This is a genomic window from Larkinella terrae (assembly GCF_009668025.1).
Lineage (GTDB): Bacteria > Bacteroidota > Bacteroidia > Cytophagales > Spirosomataceae > Larkinella > Larkinella terrae.
The window spans coordinates 124,303-143,322 of record NZ_WJXZ01000005.1 but is presented as its reverse complement, the minus strand read 5'-3'; the positions used below and the strand labels follow the sequence as shown (position 1 = coordinate 143,322).

Below are 19,020 nucleotides of genomic sequence, written 5' to 3'. Positions count from 1 at the left end.
AAATAATATCTCCCGCAAAAATGATCGGATAACATCCGAATAGCAAGTTAATCCATTTAAGTGGTACAAAAGCTACCTCAAGCATTGAACTTCACGGAGCTTCGCTGAAACAGACGGGAATTCAGGCTAGGAAAACAAACCGGTCAAGACCGGAAATTCAGCGGTTTTTACCCTCAACTATGCCTTTCCTGATCCATACTGAAAATTTAAAAATCAGGTCTCTTTTTAACAGATTTCCAGATAGTGGGAAGATTGTTATAGTAATTGGGACAAATACGATAGCCCAAGCGGGATGAACCCCTTAGGTTTGACGAGTGGAATCCAAACCCCTCCACGAATGGTATACTTTATGAAAACAACACTACGTTTGATCCTTTTTCTGACTTTCTCGCTGCTGGCTACGGCGGGTTGGAGTCAGTGCTTTTCGCCGGTCGAATCTTTCACAGCCGTCAATACCCGCAGTATTACCACGGCTGATTTTAACAACGATGGGTACCCGGATCTTCTCACCTGGGTTAATTATCCAGAAGACTATGTATATATCCACCTGAACGACAAGGCCAACCCCGGTCAGTTTAACGGGCATACTAAAATCGACCTTCCTGAATTCAATGACATTCCGGTTGTCGCCGATTTCAGCCACGATGGGTACGCTGATTTCATTGTCAAGAAAGATTTCCAATTTTACCTGTATATCAACAAAGGAGAAAGTACGGTAGCGTTTCTGGAGCCGGTCAAGATCATCGATTTAGAAAGTTCAAGTAGCACAGCTGATCTGCTATCCGGTGATTTTAATGGAGACGGATACCCGGATTTATTGGTCATCGACGAAACACAGGACCAGACGTATCTTCGACTCAATGATCCCGAACATCCGGGTACGTTCTTGGCTGCCAGTAGCCTGATCAACGGAGATATTAACTCGTACGATGCAACAACGGTGGATTGGAACGGGGATGGCAAGACCGATTTTTTTGGAGAAATGGTCGATGGAGGAAATTATACCTACTTTCTTTATTTGCGCAACAGCAGCGGAACCGCCTTTGAAGCTCCCGTTGAAATTCCATTGCCGGAAGACTTTACGTTTTACCGCACGAGTGTAGCTTTCGGGGATCTGAACGGGGATGGAAAAACCGATGTGGTCGGCGAAGTGGATTACAACCTGGGGGTTATGCTGAATCAGAACAATGACTTTACCTCGTTTACGCGGTATACGGGCAGCCAGTATTTAAACAGTACGTTTTTGAGAGATGTCAATCTGGATGGTTATCTCGATATCATTGTGAGCGACGAAAATTCGGTTATCTCCATTTACCTCAACACCCCCGCCAATCCGGGTACTTTTCAGGAACCGACCACCTATGTGGGAGATGGGAATGGGCATAAGGCCGTTATGGCCGATTTTAATAAAGATGGACTCGAAGACCTCGCCCATGGTTTTTATGATTATAATCCAGGAAACTATAACGAAAGTGTCGTACTCTTTTTCAATTGTGCCCCGGCGACGCTGGTCAAGATCCTTCCGCTAACCGCATCGACCGTTTGCGTAGGCAGCCCCGTGAGTGTAACGGCCACCGCCACGAACTTTACGCCCACCAGCTACACCTGGAGTAGCCTGCCCGCCGGTTTTTCCGGTTCGGGTAGTACCACGACGTTGACGGCCCCCACGGTGGCTAGTCCCACCACCTTCACTCTGACGGTAACGGCTGTCGCGGGCGGAATTACCCGAACCAGTTCCACTACTCTGCTGGTTCAACCCGCACCGACGGCCCCCAATCTGACGTTCAACGGCTCCAATTCGGCTTCGGTGATTCAGAATACGCCCTTCGTTTCCCTCAACATTGCGAACTGTCCGGGGGGAACGCTGACCTGGAAAGGTCCCGACGGTTCCAGCGGCACCGGAACGACGATCAGTGTGCCCACTTCCGCCACCGGAACGCTGGTGTATTCCGCCACCTGTTCGGTGGGAAGCTGCACCAGCCCGCCGGGTTCGGCCACCATTTCGGTGACACCCCCACTGGTGACCGGTTCGTTCGACGGTTTTGTTTACGGCGCGGATTGTGCCAGCTTCCGGGGCTGGGCCTGGGATCGCAACAAGGTCAACACCGCCATCTCGGTCGATATTCTCGATGGACCCACCGTTATTGCCTCGTTTCTGGCCGATGTCTTCCGGCAGGATCTCCAAACCGCCGGGAAAGGCAATGGCAAACACGCCTTTAGCTGGACAATTCCCGGAAGCCTGAAGGATGGCTTACCGCACAATCTGTCCGCCCGCGTCAGTGGCAGCAACTTCATTTTGAAGGACTCGCCCAAAGCCCTCATTTGCGTTGGAACCGGAACGCCCGAAAACAAAGCACCGGTTCCGCCTTCACCCACCATCCTGATCGCTCCGCTGGCGGCTCAGGTTGGGGTGCCCTTCTCGGGAACACTGGTGGCTTTTACCGATCCAGAAGCCAAACCGCTGACGTATGCCCTGACCGGTTTGCCCGACGGTTTATCCATCAACACGACCAGTCGCGTGATTTCGGGAACACCCACCGTCGCGGGAACCTTCGTGCTGGCGTACTCGGCCACCGATGAAGGCGGTTTGACCAATAGTGTCAGCTTCCTTTTAACGGTCAATCCGGCATCAACCACGACGGTAACCGGTGATTTTGAAGGCTATCTGGATAAACTGGATTGCGGAGGCATCCGCGGCTGGGTCTGGGATCGCAAGAAGCCCAACACGCCATTGACGGTCGAATTCTTTCTGGACGGATCGGGTACGGTTTTGGGCAGCACGGTCGCCAACATTTACCGCCCGGATTTGAAAGACGCGGGCAAGGGCAACGGTTCGCACGCCTACAGTTTCAGCCCGCCAGCCCCTGTAACGAACGGCACGCTGGTGCGGGCCCGGGTGCTGGGCTCGACCTTTGAACTGAAAGGTTCTCCGAAGGTTTATCAATGTGCTCCGGCCCGGCTGTCGGCCGAAACCGGTTCGCAGTTACAGGTGACGGTGTTGGGTAACCCGGTTTCCGACGAGCTTCAGGTTGAAATCCGGGGGGCGGAAGGTCAGGCGCTCCGACTGCACCTGACCGATGCCAGCGGACGGCTGCTGAACCAGCGACAAATTGAAACTGCCAACGCTGTTGAACAGCAACGGTTTTCGGTACAGGGGCAAGCTCCGGGGTTGCTGCTGCTGCAGGTGCGCACCCTTACCCAAAGCCGAACCCTGAAAATAATTAAACGCTAACTAGTGACGCAAGCAATAGCTAAGGCGCAGACCACCGATCTGCGCCTTTCTTTTTGCCGGGTTTGCACCACCGTTTTCATTTTTTAACCAATGGGAAGATTGTTATAGTAATTGGGAAAATTGCGATAGTCCGCTCGTGATGAACTGTTTATGTTTGTCCGGTGGAAGAAAACCACTCTATAGCTAGTTTACTCATATGAAAAAAAATCTACTCCCGTGCAGCTCAATCAGCCTGCGCCTGTTCACGGTTTTTGCGCTGCTCTGTGCGGCTCTGACGGCTTCCGCCCAGATCCATGTAACCCCAAACGGGGGCGTCAGTACGCAGGATGGAACGTCCTGGGCAACCGCCTACCCCGGCAGCGCCTTACCGGGCGTATTATCCAACCCCGCGAATCTAACGGTTTTGGTCGCCAGCGGGTTGTACAAACCGACAACGACCGGTGACCGCACCCAATCTTTCACGGTTGCATCCGGCGTGCAGGTGTACGGCGGGTATGATCCTTCCAACGGAAACCGGACCACCAACCCTTCCAGCACCACGCTTTCGGGCGACATTGACAACAACAACACGCTGGATGATGGCAACAGTTATCACGTCGTGCGGTTTTACGGAGTCAACGACCAGACCCGCCTGGATGGTTTTGTCATTACCGGTGGAAAGGCCAATGGTGCTGGTACGGATGGTTGGGGAGGAGGTGTTCTCAATCTGGAGTTGACGGATCAACCCTCAGACCCTACCATTGCCAAATGTACTTTTATCCTGAACTCGGCGTCTGTTTTAGGCGGAGCAATGATGAACAAAGCATTCCTGGCCGGGAGCAATCCCGTTATTACGTATTGTGACTTTATCGAAAACAAATGCGATGATCGCGGTGGGGCCATTTTTAATGACCGAACCGGTGACTCCAACAACCCCATTTCCATCAGTCACTGTACCTTTACCGGTAATCTCGCATTTTCCGGTGGAGCCATCCATAACAATTCGGAGGGTGGCGGTACCAGCAATACCCGCATTACCGATTGCACTTTTACCCAAAATAGCGCCAATTCAAAGGGTGGGGCCATTTATAATTCGGGTGCCAGTGGCGGAACCTCCAATCCCCGCATTGAGCGTTGCAGCTTTAGCCTGAATAAAGCTTCCATTCATGGGGGAGCCATCGTCAATGATGGTTCACATGGTACCAGCAATCCTACTATTATCTCCTGCCGTTTCAGTCAGAATGAAATCCCAGCGACCGGAACGGGTTTTGTGAAAGGAGCGGCAGCGATCCAAAATAACGGAGAGGGCGGCAACTCCAGCCCTGTCATCACCAATTGCAGTTTTACCAAGAACAAATCAATCGGTGATGGAGCGGCCCTGTACGGAGATGCCCAGAATGGAGGCCGAAGTACTCCGGTCATTACCAATTGTAGCTTCAATCAAAATGTTGGGCGAAATGCCATCGGGGTCATCTTTTTAGATTGCGGTGGCCCCTATAATCAGGTTGGAATTGCTACGTTTATCAACTGCGTCCTGTTTGACAACGGAACCAACCCGATTAGTTCGTTTTATGGCACCGTCATTGCGAACAACAGCCTGTTCGATGCGCCGTATGCCTACACAACCGACCCCTCCAACCTGACCACTACCACCTCTCCTTTTGTGGATGCCGCCAATGAGGATCTCCAGTTGGTAGCCTGTTCGCTACCGGTGAATGCCGGGAACAACAGCGCCACTGCGCTGGCAGGTATCACCACCGATCTGGCCGGCAACCCGCGCTTTGTCAACACGGTCGATATGGGAGCTTATGAGTTTCAGGGCATCACGATTGTAAACCAACCCGCTTCATCCTCAGCGGTTTGTGCCGGAAGCACCATCAGCGTGCCCGTTTCCGCAACGGGTCCCGCTGCCTTATCGTACCTATGGTTCAAGGATGGAAGTCCGCTCAATCCCGCCCAAACTTCGGCCACACTTAGCCTTACCAATGTACAGGCAGCCCAGGTGGGCAATTATCAGGTGGTCATCACCTCAACCTGCAACTCGCTGACATCGAATGCCTTCAGTCTAACCCTTAGCTCCACCCAGGCGGCACCGGTTTTCAGTCTGCCCCCCAATATCTCTTTACCCATTTTGCAAAATACACCCTTTGTCACCTTAACCGTCACGGGCTGCGAAGGGGGAACCCTAAGCTGGCAAGGACCCGGTGGGATCAGCGGCAGTAGTGCCACGATTTCGGTTCCTACCTCGACCACCGGGAATTTTGTGTATTCCGCCACCTGCCAGGTTGGCAGTTGCACGAGCCCACCCGGTTCAACCACCGTAACCATCAATCCCTCATTGGTTAATGGTTCGTTCGACGGTTTTGTCAACGGCGCCGATTGCGGCAGTTTCCGCGGCTGGGCCTGGGACCGCAACAAGGTCAATACCGCCGTTTCGATCGATATTCTCGATGGCCCTAAAGTAATCGCGACCCTGCTGGCCGATGTGTTCCGGCAGGATCTGCAAACCGCTGGCAAAGGCAACGGTAAACACGCCTTTAGCTGGGCGATTCCCAATGAACTCAAAGACGGATCCGCTCATAACCTTTCCGCCCGGGTCGCTGGCAGCAGTTTTATTCTGAAAGATTCCCCCAAGGCGCTGATTTGCCAGGGAACGGGAACGCCCGAAAACAAAGCCCCGGTGGCCCCTTCACCCACCATTCTGATCGCTCCGCTGACGGCGCAGGTCGGTGTTCCTTTCTCCGGTACGCTGGTGGCTTTCACCGATCCCGAAGGCCAGCCCCTGACCTACGCCCTGACCGGTTTGCCCGACGGGTTGTCTATCAACACAACCAGCCGCGTGATTTCGGGAACACCCACCGTCGCCGGAAGCTTTGTGCTGGCCTATTCGGCTAACGATGGAGCTTTAACCAATTCGGTGAGCTTCCCGCTGACGGTCAATCCGGCATCGACCACGACAGTGACGGGCGATTTTGAAGGCTATTTGGATAAACTGGATTGCGGAGGCATCCGCGGCTGGGTCTGGGATCGCAAGAAGCCCAATACTCCGCTGACGGTCGAATTTTACCTGGATGGCTCGGGCATGGTTTTGGGCAGCACCGTCGCCAACATTTACCGCCAGGATTTGAAAGACGCGGGCAAGGGCAATGGTTCACACGCGTATATCTTTACCCCGCCGGGCACGGTGACCAACGGGACAAAAATCCGGGCCCGGGTGCAGGGCAGCACCTACGACCTGAAAGGTTCGCCGAAAGAATACCAATGTGCGCCCGCCCGCCTGTCGGCGGAAACCGGTTCCCAGCTACAGGTGACGGTATTGGGCAACCCGGTTTTCGACGAGCTTCAGGTGGAAATTCGGGGAGCGGAAGGGCAAGCCCTGCGGTTACAACTCACCGATGCCAGCGGACGACTGGTGAGTCAGCGGCAGATTGGAACCGCCAGCGCCGTTGAGCAGCAGCGCTTTTCGGTTCAGGGACAACCCTTCGGCTTGCTGCTGCTGCGGGTCCACAGTGGGCTGAAAAGTGTAAGTGTGAAGGTGCTGAAGCAGTAAGTTAGATGTGTTGTTAGAGTCTGGGAAAGGCGCGGGTCGGTGATCTGCGCCTTTCTGGTTAAGAAGAAAACCCGGCCCGCTGTAGCAATTTGCCATTCGGAAGTGACAGAGAAACCGCGTTTTTTCCAGGTACTCGTATAAATTTGTCTCTGGTGATAACTCCAATCCTTGTAATGTTCAGGTTCTTTTACACCCTTTTCTTTGTTGGCGTAACCATCTTAGGCTATTTTCTGACAGATTATTTATTTAAAAAATTAGGTCTGATGGTTATCCTGACACCCGGCCCCTATTTGATCGGCTATGGATTAATGAAAGTTGCCAGATACAGGCAATACTGAGGTTTATCTTGCAAAAAATACCGGAATGGCGGTTTGCAGGTTAATAAATATTGTCCCTAATAGCAACACTGTCAGAGATTTACCCATCTTGGTGCGTGGAAAACGTTGGCGAACATAGTGAGGATCAGATTCGGACGAATAATCCCAAATTGCGAATCCATTTTCATTCAATGCGTCAGCAATCTGAGCGAATTTCCCGTCGCAACCCGATGCCCGATCTCTCATTTGGCCGTTAAGGCTCCCTTTTATCCCACTGCTCCCCGGGTTTGGTCGAAAACCGCCCTGACAGCCAATCAATCGGATTAGGGGCCACCAGAGTGCTGGATTAACTAAAAAAGAAAAGCACTTACATTACGTTGTAAGTGCTTGACTGTAAGGTGACCCCGGACAGGTTCGAACTGTCGACCCACTGATTAAGAGTCACCTCCCGGCAGTATACTAATATCTACTGACTTCTACTAAAAAGTAGTTAGGTGCGCTAATTATTAGGCTTTTAAGCTAATATATTTACCAAAATCTACTTTTGCATTTACCATTATCTACTAACTTTGTGTATCAAACTGTGTCGCAAATGGGTTTGATACACTGAATGAAAATCGCTGCTCCTACTGTCGCTGTTGTTCAGGACACCCGTCGAATCAAGGCCGATGGCACTTACCCGTTAAAGCTCCGCATCACTTACCAGCGACTCCGCAAATATTATAGCATCGGAGTCGACCTCACTCCTACCCTTTGGACGGACGTGGAGGACAAGACCAAGACCCGCCGGGAGCTTCGGGACATTCGGGAACGGAACGGTGAATTTGTTACCCGCGCTGAAAAAGTTATTCGTGGACTGGACCCGTTCAGCTTTGAAGCCTTCGAGGGATTGTACTTTCAAAGTGAAACGGAGAACACCCGCGAACTATCCCTACGTTCTGACGTCGCCCACCAGTTTAACAAATACATCGCTCAACTGAATCAGGAAGGTCGGGCGGCCACCGCCAATTCATACGGCAATGCTTTGGCTTCGCTGGTCGATCATAAAAAGGGGTTAAAGTTTGCCGACATAACCGCCGACTTTCTGAAGGGGTACGAAAAGAAAATGATACTGGCCGGCCGCTCCATAACCACCGTCGGCATTTACTTACGGGCACTGCGAACGCTGATCAACCAGGCGATTGATAACGGCACATTGACTCGGAAAGACTACCCCTTCGGAAAGAACCGGTACGTCATCCCCAGCGGTGTCAACATCAAAAAGGCGCTGACGCTGGCCGAGGTTGAAAAGATATTTCACTATCCGGCCATTCCCGGCAGCCAGGAGGACAAGGCCCGCGACCTCTGGCTATTTACCTACCTCTGCAACGGGGTCAACATGAAGGATATTTGTCAGCTGCGATGGCGAAACATTGACGGTGACAACATCAAGTTCATTCGGGCCAAAACCGCCCGATCTACCAAGTCGCGCCAGCGCCCCGTTGTCGCCCTGCTGACGGAAACAGCGCACGATGTGATCAAGAAATGGGGCAACCCAGACCATAGGCCCGACGCCCGGGTATTTCCATTTCTACCAGACAACATTACCCCTCAGCGAGAACTTGAATTAACCCACTACCAGATCAAGTTCGTCAATCGCTGGATGAAACGCATAGCTCAAAAGCTCGGCATCGATAAGGACGTTACTACCTACTTCGCTCGCCACAGCTTCGCTACCGTGCTAAAGAGATCCGGCGCGCCCATTGAATTTATTTCCGAAAGCCTGGGGCATACCGACCTACGGACTACAGAAAACTACCTTGACAGCTTCGAGGATGATGTAAAACGCGAGTACACGAAAGCATTGCTCAACTTCAATAAAACCGTTTTAGCAAATGATTGACCTGGATAAGTACATAAGCTCGGATGATGAGACTTATAATCGGTTTGCGCAAAGTCTGATCATTCGATATGGAGACGAGAACGAAGGTCGGACATCGGAGTTCAAAAAGAGTGTGGGTATTTTACTCCCCGCGCTCCATGAGGCTTATTTCTTTATAGTTGAAAATCCCAATAAATGGTATGCAATGATTCAAAAGGTGCAGGAGGTGGTTCAAAAGAATAATTTCGATGCTACCGAGGTGGTATTTTTCATTGACCAGTTGCTGCAGGTAATTAAAAACGAGGACGCTCTAATAAATTTAATCAATTACCGGAATAAGTACGCTCCGTTTCTTGACGATCCGGAGGTACAGTACAATAACTCTCCGTTCAATATTGACATTTTGCTGTATGGGCTTTCAAGGTTATCGACAAATGAACAAAGGTTGGCGCTAATTATCTCTGTGCTTGAGCAATACCAGTCCGAATTTTCTCAACTCAATCCAGAGTTACAGCGGATTATTCACCAAAACAACTTCCTGGAGCGATGCACTGCCGAAGGGGAACGAATAGGTACCTTAATTCAAGTGGCAAGAAGTGCCGGAAAGGTTAATAAAAAGGTAGATGAGGGGAGCAATCCAGATAATGCTGAAGAAAGGACTCACGGAAAAGGTACTGAAATGAGGTACGAACGTTTACGGAAGACTTATGCCGGGCATAAAGATATACTTAAAGACCATCAAAAAGCAATTCAAGCTACAATCGAAGAAACAGGGTCATCAGAATCTACTATTGAGCGAGCACTAGGTTTGAAAAAATAGATCCAGGCCAATTTGGATTTGGCCCGGTGCCAATTTGGATTTGGCCCCCCAGAACTTTACTTTTTCGGGAAAATCGCTATTTTATTTGCGCTGGTCATTTACTTAAACAGTAGATCAGCGCATGATTACCGAAGACATCTCCCTCAAGTCGTTTTTTGCCGCTCTGCTTACACCGATCGTTCAGAGCGCAGTACAGGCGGAATTTGATCGACGGCCCTTTCCATCGGCCTCGAATCAATCCACACCACGTAGTAACCGCATCGGAGGCACCGAGCTGGTTAAGGAGTTAACCGGTTACAGTGACTCAACCATCTACAACAAGGTTTCAAAAAACGAAATTCCGGTTCATAGCCGGGAAGGTGGTAAACTGTTGTTCTCGGAAGAGCAACTTCGCGAGTGGATCAGCCAAGGACGCCCCAAGAATCAGGAGTTAACTCAATCAGTTGATTCATTCCTTGGGTCACGTAAACGTCGCACCGCAGCATGAATCCCTCACTCGATGCGCCAGTAGGTCTGATTGAATCAGATCCCAGCGGAAAGGCGTACCCACTCATGACAGCAGGGGCAAATCCGGACTGCCTGGTCCTCGGCAAGCTGCCGAACCTGCTTACATTCTTTCTTTTCTCTTCCTGCTCTGGAGCTATTCCTCCAATCGTTCAGGCGTTGCAAAACGCTGGTGCTATCGTAATTGACTATAGCGACCTATGTAGCCATTCAACAAGATGCCAACCAAAAAAATAGGGGCCATATGATTCGCGACAATCAATACAGCCCCTCTGATACGATGCAAGGACAGGGTGAAGATACAGTAAATTACACTAATAGTCAAGGTGTTACCGGTGATTTGTGGGGCGAGTTCAATGATGAGATCAAAAAACTTAACCAACAGAAAGCTAAAACGTCCGCAACATCGAACGGACATGAGCACATCAACTTCAAACCGGATCGGGAATACCACGACGAAAGAACCGTCTGGCCAACTCCGCGAACACTCGAAAAGCCACTACTGCCGGTTCTGCCATTGACAGACGAAATGATACCGGAATCGTTGCGCCCATGGCTAACCGATATTCAATACCGGATGCGCTGCCCGGTTGATTACCTGGCATCGGCGGCAGTCGTTATGATTTCGTCATTGATTGGAACGCGCCTGGCAATCAAGCCAAAAACGAGAGATAGCTGGACAATCATACCCAACCTCTGGGGTGCAGTTATCGGTGATCCATCCAGCTTAAAAACTCCATCTGTTCAGGAAGCCTTCGCTCCGTTGAATCGGCTGGTTGTCGCTTCGATGGCAAACCACGAAGATGCCCTGGCAGAATATGAGCGCGATTTAATCGAATACGAAGCAAAAAAGAAAGCGTACAAATACCAGAAGGATTTAGAAGCAAAAGGCAAGTCTGTGGACTTCTCAGCGGAATATCCGGAGCCGCCGGTGAAGCCCAAAGAGCGCCGGTATATGACCAATGACGCCACTGTTGAGAAGCTGGCGGAGCTGCTCGAAGAAAATCCGACCGGCCTATTGCAGTTCCGTGATGAGTTGATCGGATTACTTGCCGGATGGGACAAATCAGGCAGAGAGGGGGATCGGGCGTTTTATCTGGAAGCCTGGAATGGTAACGGGCGGATTACAGTGGACCGAATTGGACGGGGAACACTCCACATTAAACGGATCTGCATCTCGCTTTTTGGGGCCATTCAGCCTACGAAGTTATTGGGTTATTTGAAGGCTGCGCAAGGGTTTGAAAATGACGGGTTTGTTCAACGTTTGCAGCTCGCCGTTTACCCTGATAAACCGGAATGGAGTTACGTTGATCAATACCCTGACACACGGGCGCGGGATGCGGCATTTGACCTGATCCAGCAAATTGCTGATTCTGATTTTAGCGAATTTGGCTGGTGTATTGATGAGTACAACGATTTTCCGTATACCCGCTTTGACGACGAAGCCCAGCAGGTCTTTATCGACTGGCTCACCCATTGGGAAAAAGAGGTTCTGCCAAACGAAAACGGGCTGGTCTTGGAGCACTTTGTCAAATACCGCTCTCTGATTCCCGCGCTGGCGCTGGTGTTCCACGTCGCCGACTCGCTGGCAAATCCGGTAGCTGTCTCAGGCACCGAGAAACGACTGGTTTCCAAGCAAGCCATTGATCGCGCTTTACTTTGGTGTGAGTACCTGATGTCCCATGCCCGCCGGATTTACGGGCTACTCGACGGGCTCAGCGTGGCAGCCGCCAAAGAGCTACTACGCCACATCCGGATCGGTGATCTGAAGGATGAATTTAAGGTGCGCGATGTGGTCCGCAAGGGCTGGTCAAATCTCAACACGAACGACCTGGTGGAGTGCGCACTGGAAGAGCTACAGGAACAGGGATGGATTCTGCCCATGAAGCCGAAAGAGTCCCAGAACGGCAGGCCAGAAGCTACGCAGTACAAAATTCATCCGAAAATTATTTCAAAAACGTAGACTGACTTACTGACAAAACTGACAAAACCCCCAAAATACCCTTTTGTCGGTTTTGTCAGCGTCTCAAATAGCCAAAACAACAACTATGAGCACTCCATACAGATACAAACTTCATTCTAAGTCAGGGAAACTCTACTGCCCGAGCTGCGGACGCCGGACGTATGTACCCTACCGGGACGACCGGACCGGCGATCTGCTGCCCGAAGAGTTCGGCCGGTGTGACCGGGAAGCCAACTGCAACTATTCATTCTCGCCCTACGACAAAGGCACCAGCGGAGTAAGCTACTCTGATCAGGTTTACGAAGCCGACCGCCAGCAGTGGAAAGGTGGACAGGTAACGCCACAAGCCAGGCCAGCTCCTGCACCTAAACAGCCGCCCACGCCGGAGTTGCAGCAGATCCCGGCAGACGTCTTTACGCGCTCCCTCGGCAATTACGAAGCCAATCACTTCGCCTATATGCTGAAAGGGCATTTCGGAAACACCCACGCTCAGGAGCTTATTGAGCGGTTCCGAATCGGCACATATAAGGCTAATTACCGGATTACTCAAAATGTCGGCGACCGGTTCAAGGTGGAGGACTTCGGCAAAGGTGGAACGATTTTCTGGTGTCAGGATGTCGATGGCAACACCTACGGCGGGCAGGGCGTACTGTTCAGTGTGGATGCCCGCACCGTGAAGTTCAAGGATGGTGAAGGTGGATTTGACCGGTGCAACCGCCCGATTCACTACCTGATCAAAAGCTACCTCAAAGAGCAGGGCAAGGCGCTCCCTGAATGGCTCGAACGTTATGAAGTGACCGGCGACAAGTTCCCGTACCCATTCGGTCTGCACCAGTTAGCCACCGCCCCGCCCGATCAGACTATTGGGATCGTTGAGAGTCCCAAGACCGCCGTACTCGCTGCGGGCCATTTTCCAGATTTGTGCTGGATGGCGATCTGGTCACTGAGCTATCTCAACAAAGCCCGGCTGAATCCCCTACGGCGCCGGAACATTGTCCTGTTTCCCGATACCTCTGCCAACGGAACCGCCTTCGAGCGGTGGAAGCAGAAAGCCGATGAGCTGAATACAAAGGGTTTCAATATCACTCTCTCGGACTACCTCGAACGCGCAGCAACCCCAGAGCAGAAAGAGCAGGGGTATGACCTGGCCGACTTTATTCTCAAGGAATGGGTAGAGAAGAAGGGCTATCCGCCAACGTGGGATAACAAGCCTAACGCCATGCCGACCATCGAACTATTGCAAAGTCCTAACGGTGAATACTGGTCCAATCAAACCGGGGTCGAGCCGGGGCGGGTCCTGCGGCCGGTACCACTACACCGAGTCGGTTAATCAATCAATTCATACAATTAGAACTACCATGCAAATGCAAGCAATTCTCAATGACACCCAAACCGGCAGCGAGTTCAGCCATTTGATTCTAATGGCCGAATGTGACGGATTCTCAGTCAGCGAACACCTGCCCGAACACCGACACCTGATCATGTACCGTGGCACACACGACACCGACCACTTTATCTACGCCGTTGGATACTCAAACCCGGAGCACATCGATTTGCGAACCATCAAATACAAGAAGGAGTATTCGCGCCAGCCAATTAGCACCGAGGTAGACAAGGTGAGCCGCTTGCTGTTGTTCATTGGCTCTGTCGACCCGACGGATGAAACGGCAATAGCGGCCATTTTGCAGGCGACCGTCGGAAGATTCTGATTAGAGAATTTCACTTTCAAACAGCAAATACAATGCAAACAATGACCTACCGCCCACTGGCGGACCTCCACGAGTTAGAAGGCAACCCGCGCACGATCCGGGACGACCAATTCGAGATTCTTTGCCAGTCTATTCAGGAGAACCCGGCCTATTTTGAAGCCCGTCCGCTGATCCTGTCCAACCGTACCGGGATACTGGTCATTCTGGCCGGAAATCAGCGTTACAAAGCGGCCCAAAAGATCGGACTGGAGAAGTCCCTACTTTTCTGATTGAAGGCTTGAGCGAAGAAAAAGAGCGGGAGATCATTATCCGCGATAACGTCAACAACGGCGAATGGGACGAAGAACTACTGGCCGCCGAATGGGATAAGGATCTGCTCGGCGAGTGGGGCCTGGAACTTTCGGGAATGGATGAAGCGCCGAAATCCCGGAGCACCAAAGACGGTGACGAGATGACCGGCAAGATTGCCACCAAACACAAATGCCCCAGCTGCGGCCATGAGTTCGACTAACTTCAGTTTCGATACGATTCAGAGCTTTGATGATCACATTGAGCTTTCGATCCCCAATTACGTAAACCTGCGCGAGTCGGTTCTGCGGGTGGCGACCCACTTTATCGGCGAGAACGCCCTGGTCTATGACCTCGGCTGTTCCACCGGGCTACTACTGGCAAAGGTTCGGCTGATCGCTCCTGAATCGGCACGGCTGGTCGGCATCGACCGCTCGGATAACCTGCTGGGTAAGTCCGGCAGTCAGGGCGTAACATTGATCAATGACGATCTGACGCGGGCGGACTTTTCGCTCGAATCCTGCGAGCTGGTGTTCTGTTTGTTCACGCTGCAATTCCTGCCACTGGCGGCCCGGAAGACGCTGATTGAGAAAGTGCATAGCGCCCTGAAGCCCGGCGCGGCCCTGATCATTGCCGAAAAGCAGTACGTCGATAACGGCTACATTCAGGACCTGTTCACGTTCAGCCACTACGATATGAAGCTGGAACACTTCACCGCCGAGCAGATACTCGATAAGCAGTTATCGCTCCGGCGAATCATGCGCCCGCAGAGCGAAGAGCAGAACCTCGCTCTGTTGAAGGTGTTCGGATGCGTTACCCCGATCTGGCAGTTCTTACAATTCAAAGCCTGGCTATGTATCAAGTGATTTCGACGTTCTCCGGCATCGGCGGCTCTTCGCAGGGTTACAAACAGGCCGGGCTTAAAGTGCTGGCATCCGTGGAATTCCTCGACTACCAGGCGGCTAACTACCGGCTGAATCATCCCGGCACGAAGGTTTACCAAAGCGATATCCGAACACTGGAACCGCTGGCAATCCTTGCCGAGTTGGGCCTTCGCCCGGGCGATCTGGACGTATTGGACGGTAGCCCGCCCTGTTCGTCGTTTTCGACTAACGGCATTGTTGCCGACGGTTGGGGTAAAGTCAAGCAGTACGGGAACCGTGAGCAGCGCACCGACGATCTGTTTTTTGAGTACATCCGCTTTCTCGAAGCCATGCAGCCCAAAACGTTCGTCGCTGAGAATGTCAGCGGTCTGATCAAGGGGGTATCGAAGGGCTATTTCAATCAGTTCTTTGAAGCCTTCGAGTCGGCAGGTTACAAGGTTTCGGCGAAGCTATTGAATGCCGCTAATTACGAAGTTCCCCAGATTCGACAGCGGATTATTTTCGTGGGTGTTCGCTGTGACCTGGGCTTAAACCCGGTATTCCCTCAACCGTTCGGCAAGATCATCACCGCCAGCGAAGCGATCCGGGCGTATCAGATCGACAAGTCCGAGGACGTCAGTATTTCCGACCTGCAACGAGAGTACTGGAACATGACCCAGCCGGGGCAATCAATGGAAGATGCCAACTTTCGCAAGACCGGTCGAAAAGGCTGGTTCTCGAAAATGAAGCTGCACCCGCTCAGGCCCGCCAACACGATCACCGCGCACGCGGGTGATGACTTGTTTCACTGGAAAGAGCCGCGGCACTTTTACACCGACGAGTTAAAGGCCCTGCAATCGTTTCCGAATGACTACCGACTCGAAGGTTCGCGGATTCGCTGCACCGAGGGTGTCGGTCGAAGCGTGCCACCGAAGATGATGGAAGCCATCGCCCGAACGCTGGCGAGGGAAGTACTGGACAAAATTAGATAACACAAATACAGCGAAAATACAGCGATGCCAAACCCAGAAAACATCGAGCCACACAAGTTCCCGAAAGGTGTTTCCGGTAATCCATCCGGAAGGCCGAAGGAATCGAAGAATCGAAACACGACAGCCCGTATCTGGCTAGATACGGAGGAGAACGTAAAAAATCCAATTACAAAGGAAGAGAGCCGGTTAACGCAGGAAGATATTATGACGCTTGCCATGATCAAGAAAGCGCGAGGTGGTGACGTAGGTGCATACAAGGCATTGCTTGATAGTGCGTATGGATCACCAAAGCAATTCATTGAACATACCGGCGAGGATGGTGGGCCAATGAAATTTGAAGACCTTTCTAAATTAAGCGATGATGAATTACGACAAAGACTTGCTACTTCAAGAGCTGCAGCAGCAGCAATTCGAGAGCGAATTGATCAGCCGGAGACTGGCGAGGAATAACTTCCGGGATTTCATACCGCACATCCGGCCTCAATATTCTGCACAATGGTTTCACGAGGTTATCGCTGACAAGTTACAGGCGGTTTACGAGCGCAAGATTCAGAAGCTGATGATTTTTGTTCCACCTCAACACGGAAAGTCCGAACTGTCGACCCGTAGCTTTCCGGCGTGGATATTGGGTAGAAGCCCGAACACAAAGATTTTGATTGCTTCTTACTCATCCACGCTGGCCAGCAGCTTTAACCGCGATATACAGCTTCGGATGGATGACGAGCCATATCTGGCGCTATTTCCAGATACTCGGCTAAACGGCAGTAATGTCGTAACCGTGTCCACCGGTGGCACACTTCGCAATAGCGAGATATTCGGTGTAGTCGGTCACGAGGGTTTTGTCAAAACAGTGGGCGTCGGAGGATCCCTGACTGGCACGTCGGTAGATATTGGCATCATTGACGATCCAATTAAAGACCGCGCAGATGCACAATCGTTAACGATTCGTGAAAGTACGTGGAATTGGTACACGGATGTTTTCGAGACGCGGCTACACAACCACTCCGCGCAGGTGATGATCCTCACCCGTTGGGAGGAGGACGACCCGGCAGGTAGGGCATTGGACCGGGACGGACTATGGAGTTCAACCAATCCTTACGGATGGCACGTGATCAGTTTTCCGGCTCTGCGAACAAAAGATCAGAGCCAATATGATCCGCGTCCGGTTGGTGCTGCGCTCTGGCCGGAAAGACACAGCCAGGAGAAAATTGAAAAAGTAAAAAGAGACAACCCGTTTACGTTCAACTCGATGTATCAACAGGACCCCAAACCTTCCGAGGAATCGCTGGTCTTTCCGAACTGGATCGAGATTGACGAAATGCCGCACTGTGACAGCTATTTCAACGTAATTGACTTTGGCTATTCTATAGACCCGACGTTTATCGGCAAGGTGGGCCGTAGTGGCCGCAACCTGTACGTGGACGAAATAGCTTATACGCCGGGTTTGATGAATCCTGATATCCTTGACCTCTTCCACGCGGCTGGGCTTGATGCTAATATTCAAACGATCTGCGACCGGGCCGAACGAAAGTCCGTTGATGAGCTTTCCGCCGGGTATTATAAGCCGGATGGTGTCAAGGTAGCAGGCATTAACGCAATCCCCAGCGAGAAAGGACCGGGTTCGGTTATCGCCGGAATCAGCAAGCTAAACGAGTACACGGTGCATTATACCCGCCGGAGTCGCAACATTGGCAAGGAAGTCCGAAACTACAAATACATCATGCTCAATGGTAAGCCGACCAACGATCCGATTGATAGATGGAATCACGCGATGGACGCGATCCGGGGCGGGGTATGGACGATCTACGGAAAGCCACCGGTAGAACACAAATCCTCAGCGACCCGCATTACGGTTCAGATGCGAAGCAATTTCGGCGGTGGTGGACCTGCTCGCGGAGGGCGTTCGTGGTAATGATCAAAACAAGCCCGTAGAGCCACGATCTATTCAAGTCGAACAATCCGTAAATAATTCCGAGATCGTCGCGCAAATCAAGGGAAACCGGGATTAGCTGTGACATTTCGCCCCGAATCAGGGAAAAATTCCCACAGGAAGGCTATTTAAAAGAATAATTTCCTTTAGAATGGATATTTCAGTACCTTTTATTCATTATTTAAACAGCAATAAGAAGAATGGCGACAATTGACTTAAATCTCGATCAACCAATGGATGACTCATCCGCCCGCAAGGCAGGCGAAACAATCTCCAAACTACAATTATCCCTTAAAAAACTAGAGCGGCATTTTGGTTTTCTCGGCGTCACCCGCAAGCGGGACGCATTAACGGTTCAGTGCAGGAACGGCGAGTTTGATTTGCCAAGACGTTGGGAGGATGTTACCCTGGAAGAGTACCTACGCTTATCCAAAGGTGGCTTTACTCCCCAGAATGCTATTTTGTCGCTGGCGAGCGATCCCGAAGTGGCCGCCAGACTGTCGACAACCGAGTACAGGGCCGTGATTAAAACGCTGGACTACCTGTCTCAGCCGGTCCAGGTGGATGATTTGCCCGTTCCGACGGTCATTGCCGGAATGGCCCTTCCGGAGAATGCCCGCGAACACTTTGGATTTGTGCAGGAGCAGGCTATGAACGAGGAAATGGAAAAACTTGAAGACCTGTCTACATTGGATTGGGTGATTCCGACGCTTCGCATATTCATGTTTCAACTTATGGATGAGCCGGTATTCACGTTGCATCGACAACTTAACGGCATCAAACCTAAAATGCTGAAATACTACGAATGGAAAGTAAAGGAACTGCCGTTTATGCAGGCGATACCGCTGGCTAAACATTACCTCAGCATCTGGCAGGGCACCGATTCGCTGCCACGGGTCAGCGAGATCGTACTGGTTTACAATAAACAGAGTACGCCCATCATACCGGAGCCAATTATCCGAAAGTCCCGGTGGCGCCGGTTGGTCGAAGCCTGGTAAAACGTCTGCTTCAC

The 19,020-nt window shown here is 51.6% G+C and carries 15 protein-coding genes; all 15 read left to right on the top strand.

The window, feature by feature from the left end; translation table 11 throughout:
• Nucleotides 1–349: 349 nt before the first annotated feature.
• The 15 genes from GJJ30_RS10335 to GJJ30_RS10265 all read left to right on the top strand — a co-directional run bounded on the left by GJJ30_RS10335 (nt 350) and on the right by GJJ30_RS10265 (nt 19,006).
• Nucleotides 350–3,232, top strand: coding sequence for an FG-GAP repeat domain-containing protein (locus tag GJJ30_RS10335; protein ID WP_170299162.1), 2,883 nt, complete (start codon nt 350–352; stop codon nt 3,230–3,232).
• Between the two features lie 196 nt (nt 3,233–3,428).
• Nucleotides 3,429–6,761 (top strand): putative Ig domain-containing protein, encoded by a 3,333-nt coding sequence (locus tag GJJ30_RS10330; RefSeq protein ID WP_154175072.1) that lies wholly within the window; start codon nt 3,429–3,431, stop codon nt 6,759–6,761.
• A gap of 927 nt (nt 6,762–7,688) precedes the next feature.
• Nucleotides 7,689–8,960: a site-specific integrase gene (locus GJJ30_RS10325; RefSeq protein ID WP_154175071.1), complete on the top strand. Its 1,272-nt coding sequence runs from the start codon at nt 7,689–7,691 to the stop codon at nt 8,958–8,960.
• A complete protein-coding gene (locus GJJ30_RS10320; protein WP_154175070.1) occupies nt 8,953–9,759 on the top strand; it encodes a hypothetical protein in 807 nt (268 codons plus the stop codon). The genes GJJ30_RS10325 and GJJ30_RS10320 overlap by 8 nt, the downstream gene beginning before the upstream one ends.
• A gap of 121 nt (nt 9,760–9,880) precedes the next feature.
• A complete protein-coding gene (locus tag GJJ30_RS10315) occupies nt 9,881–10,246 on the top strand; it encodes a helix-turn-helix transcriptional regulator (RefSeq protein ID WP_154175069.1) in 366 nt (121 codons plus the stop codon).
• A gap of 261 nt (nt 10,247–10,507) precedes the next feature.
• Nucleotides 10,508–12,226 carry a YfjI family protein gene (locus GJJ30_RS10310; protein ID WP_154175068.1) on the top strand — a complete coding sequence of 573 codons (1,719 nt, stop codon included), beginning with the start codon at nt 10,508–10,510 and terminating at the stop codon, nt 12,224–12,226.
• Between the two features lie 85 nt (nt 12,227–12,311).
• Entirely contained in the window at nt 12,312–13,556 is a 1,245-nt protein-coding gene (locus tag GJJ30_RS10305) for a DUF6371 domain-containing protein (RefSeq protein WP_154175067.1), read from the top strand.
• A gap of 34 nt (nt 13,557–13,590) precedes the next feature.
• A complete protein-coding gene (locus GJJ30_RS10300; RefSeq protein ID WP_154175066.1) occupies nt 13,591–13,935 on the top strand; it encodes a hypothetical protein in 345 nt (114 codons plus the stop codon).
• 32 nt (nt 13,936–13,967) lie between these two features.
• Entirely contained in the window at nt 13,968–14,204 is a 237-nt protein-coding gene (locus tag GJJ30_RS10295; protein ID WP_154175065.1) for a ParB N-terminal domain-containing protein, read from the top strand.
• Nucleotides 14,205–14,212: 8 nt separating this feature from the next.
• On the top strand, nt 14,213–14,446 hold the full coding sequence (locus GJJ30_RS10290; RefSeq protein WP_154175064.1) for a hypothetical protein: 234 nt from the start codon (nt 14,213–14,215) through the stop codon (nt 14,444–14,446).
• Complete coding sequence (locus GJJ30_RS10285) at nt 14,433–15,089, top strand: methyltransferase domain-containing protein (RefSeq protein ID WP_154175063.1); 657 nt, start codon at nt 14,433–14,435, stop codon at nt 15,087–15,089. The genes GJJ30_RS10290 and GJJ30_RS10285 overlap by 14 nt, the downstream gene beginning before the upstream one ends.
• Complete coding sequence (locus GJJ30_RS10280) at nt 15,077–16,078, top strand: DNA cytosine methyltransferase (RefSeq protein WP_170299161.1); 1,002 nt, start codon at nt 15,077–15,079, stop codon at nt 16,076–16,078. Before GJJ30_RS10285 ends, GJJ30_RS10280 begins: the two co-directional genes overlap by 13 nt.
• Nucleotides 16,079–16,102: 24 nt before the next feature.
• On the top strand, nt 16,103–16,528 hold the full coding sequence (locus GJJ30_RS10275) for a DUF5681 domain-containing protein (RefSeq protein ID WP_154175061.1): 426 nt from the start codon (nt 16,103–16,105) through the stop codon (nt 16,526–16,528).
• On the top strand, nt 16,437–17,990 hold the full coding sequence (locus GJJ30_RS10270) for a terminase large subunit domain-containing protein (RefSeq protein WP_154175060.1): 1,554 nt from the start codon (nt 16,437–16,439) through the stop codon (nt 17,988–17,990). The genes GJJ30_RS10275 and GJJ30_RS10270 overlap by 92 nt, the downstream gene beginning before the upstream one ends.
• A gap of 251 nt (nt 17,991–18,241) precedes the next feature.
• Nucleotides 18,242–19,006: a hypothetical protein gene (locus GJJ30_RS10265; protein ID WP_154175059.1), complete on the top strand. Its 765-nt coding sequence runs from the start codon at nt 18,242–18,244 to the stop codon at nt 19,004–19,006.
• Nucleotides 19,007–19,020 lie beyond the last annotated feature (14 nt).

What these genes read in the sequence shown, in the direction of transcription:
- GJJ30_RS10275 (WP_154175061.1), top strand. Translation starts at nt 16,103, where the DNA reads ATGCCAAACCCAGAAAACATCGAGCCACACAAGTTCCCGAAAGGTGTT.
- GJJ30_RS10270 (WP_154175060.1), top strand. Translation starts at nt 16,437, where the DNA reads ATGATGAATTACGACAAAGACTTGCTACTTCAAGAGCTGCAGCAGCAG.
- GJJ30_RS10330 (WP_154175072.1), top strand. Translation starts at nt 3,429, where the DNA reads ATGAAAAAAAATCTACTCCCGTGCAGCTCAATCAGCCTGCGCCTGTTC.
- GJJ30_RS10265 (WP_154175059.1), top strand. Translation starts at nt 18,242, where the DNA reads ATGGATGACTCATCCGCCCGCAAGGCAGGCGAAACAATCTCCAAACTA.
- GJJ30_RS10295 (WP_154175065.1), top strand. Translation starts at nt 13,968, where the DNA reads ATGCAAACAATGACCTACCGCCCACTGGCGGACCTCCACGAGTTAGAA.
- GJJ30_RS10320 (WP_154175070.1), top strand. Translation starts at nt 8,953, where the DNA reads ATGATTGACCTGGATAAGTACATAAGCTCGGATGATGAGACTTATAAT.
- GJJ30_RS10280 (WP_170299161.1), top strand. Translation starts at nt 15,077, where the DNA reads ATGTATCAAGTGATTTCGACGTTCTCCGGCATCGGCGGCTCTTCGCAG.
- GJJ30_RS10325 (WP_154175071.1), top strand. Translation starts at nt 7,689, where the DNA reads ATGAAAATCGCTGCTCCTACTGTCGCTGTTGTTCAGGACACCCGTCGA.
- GJJ30_RS10285 (WP_154175063.1), top strand. Translation starts at nt 14,433, where the DNA reads ATGAGTTCGACTAACTTCAGTTTCGATACGATTCAGAGCTTTGATGAT.
- GJJ30_RS10305 (WP_154175067.1), top strand. Translation starts at nt 12,312, where the DNA reads ATGAGCACTCCATACAGATACAAACTTCATTCTAAGTCAGGGAAACTC.
- GJJ30_RS10335 (WP_170299162.1), top strand. Translation starts at nt 350, where the DNA reads ATGAAAACAACACTACGTTTGATCCTTTTTCTGACTTTCTCGCTGCTG.
- GJJ30_RS10300 (WP_154175066.1), top strand. Translation starts at nt 13,591, where the DNA reads ATGCAAGCAATTCTCAATGACACCCAAACCGGCAGCGAGTTCAGCCAT.
- GJJ30_RS10315 (WP_154175069.1), top strand. Translation starts at nt 9,881, where the DNA reads ATGATTACCGAAGACATCTCCCTCAAGTCGTTTTTTGCCGCTCTGCTT.
- GJJ30_RS10310 (WP_154175068.1), top strand. Translation starts at nt 10,508, where the DNA reads ATGATTCGCGACAATCAATACAGCCCCTCTGATACGATGCAAGGACAG.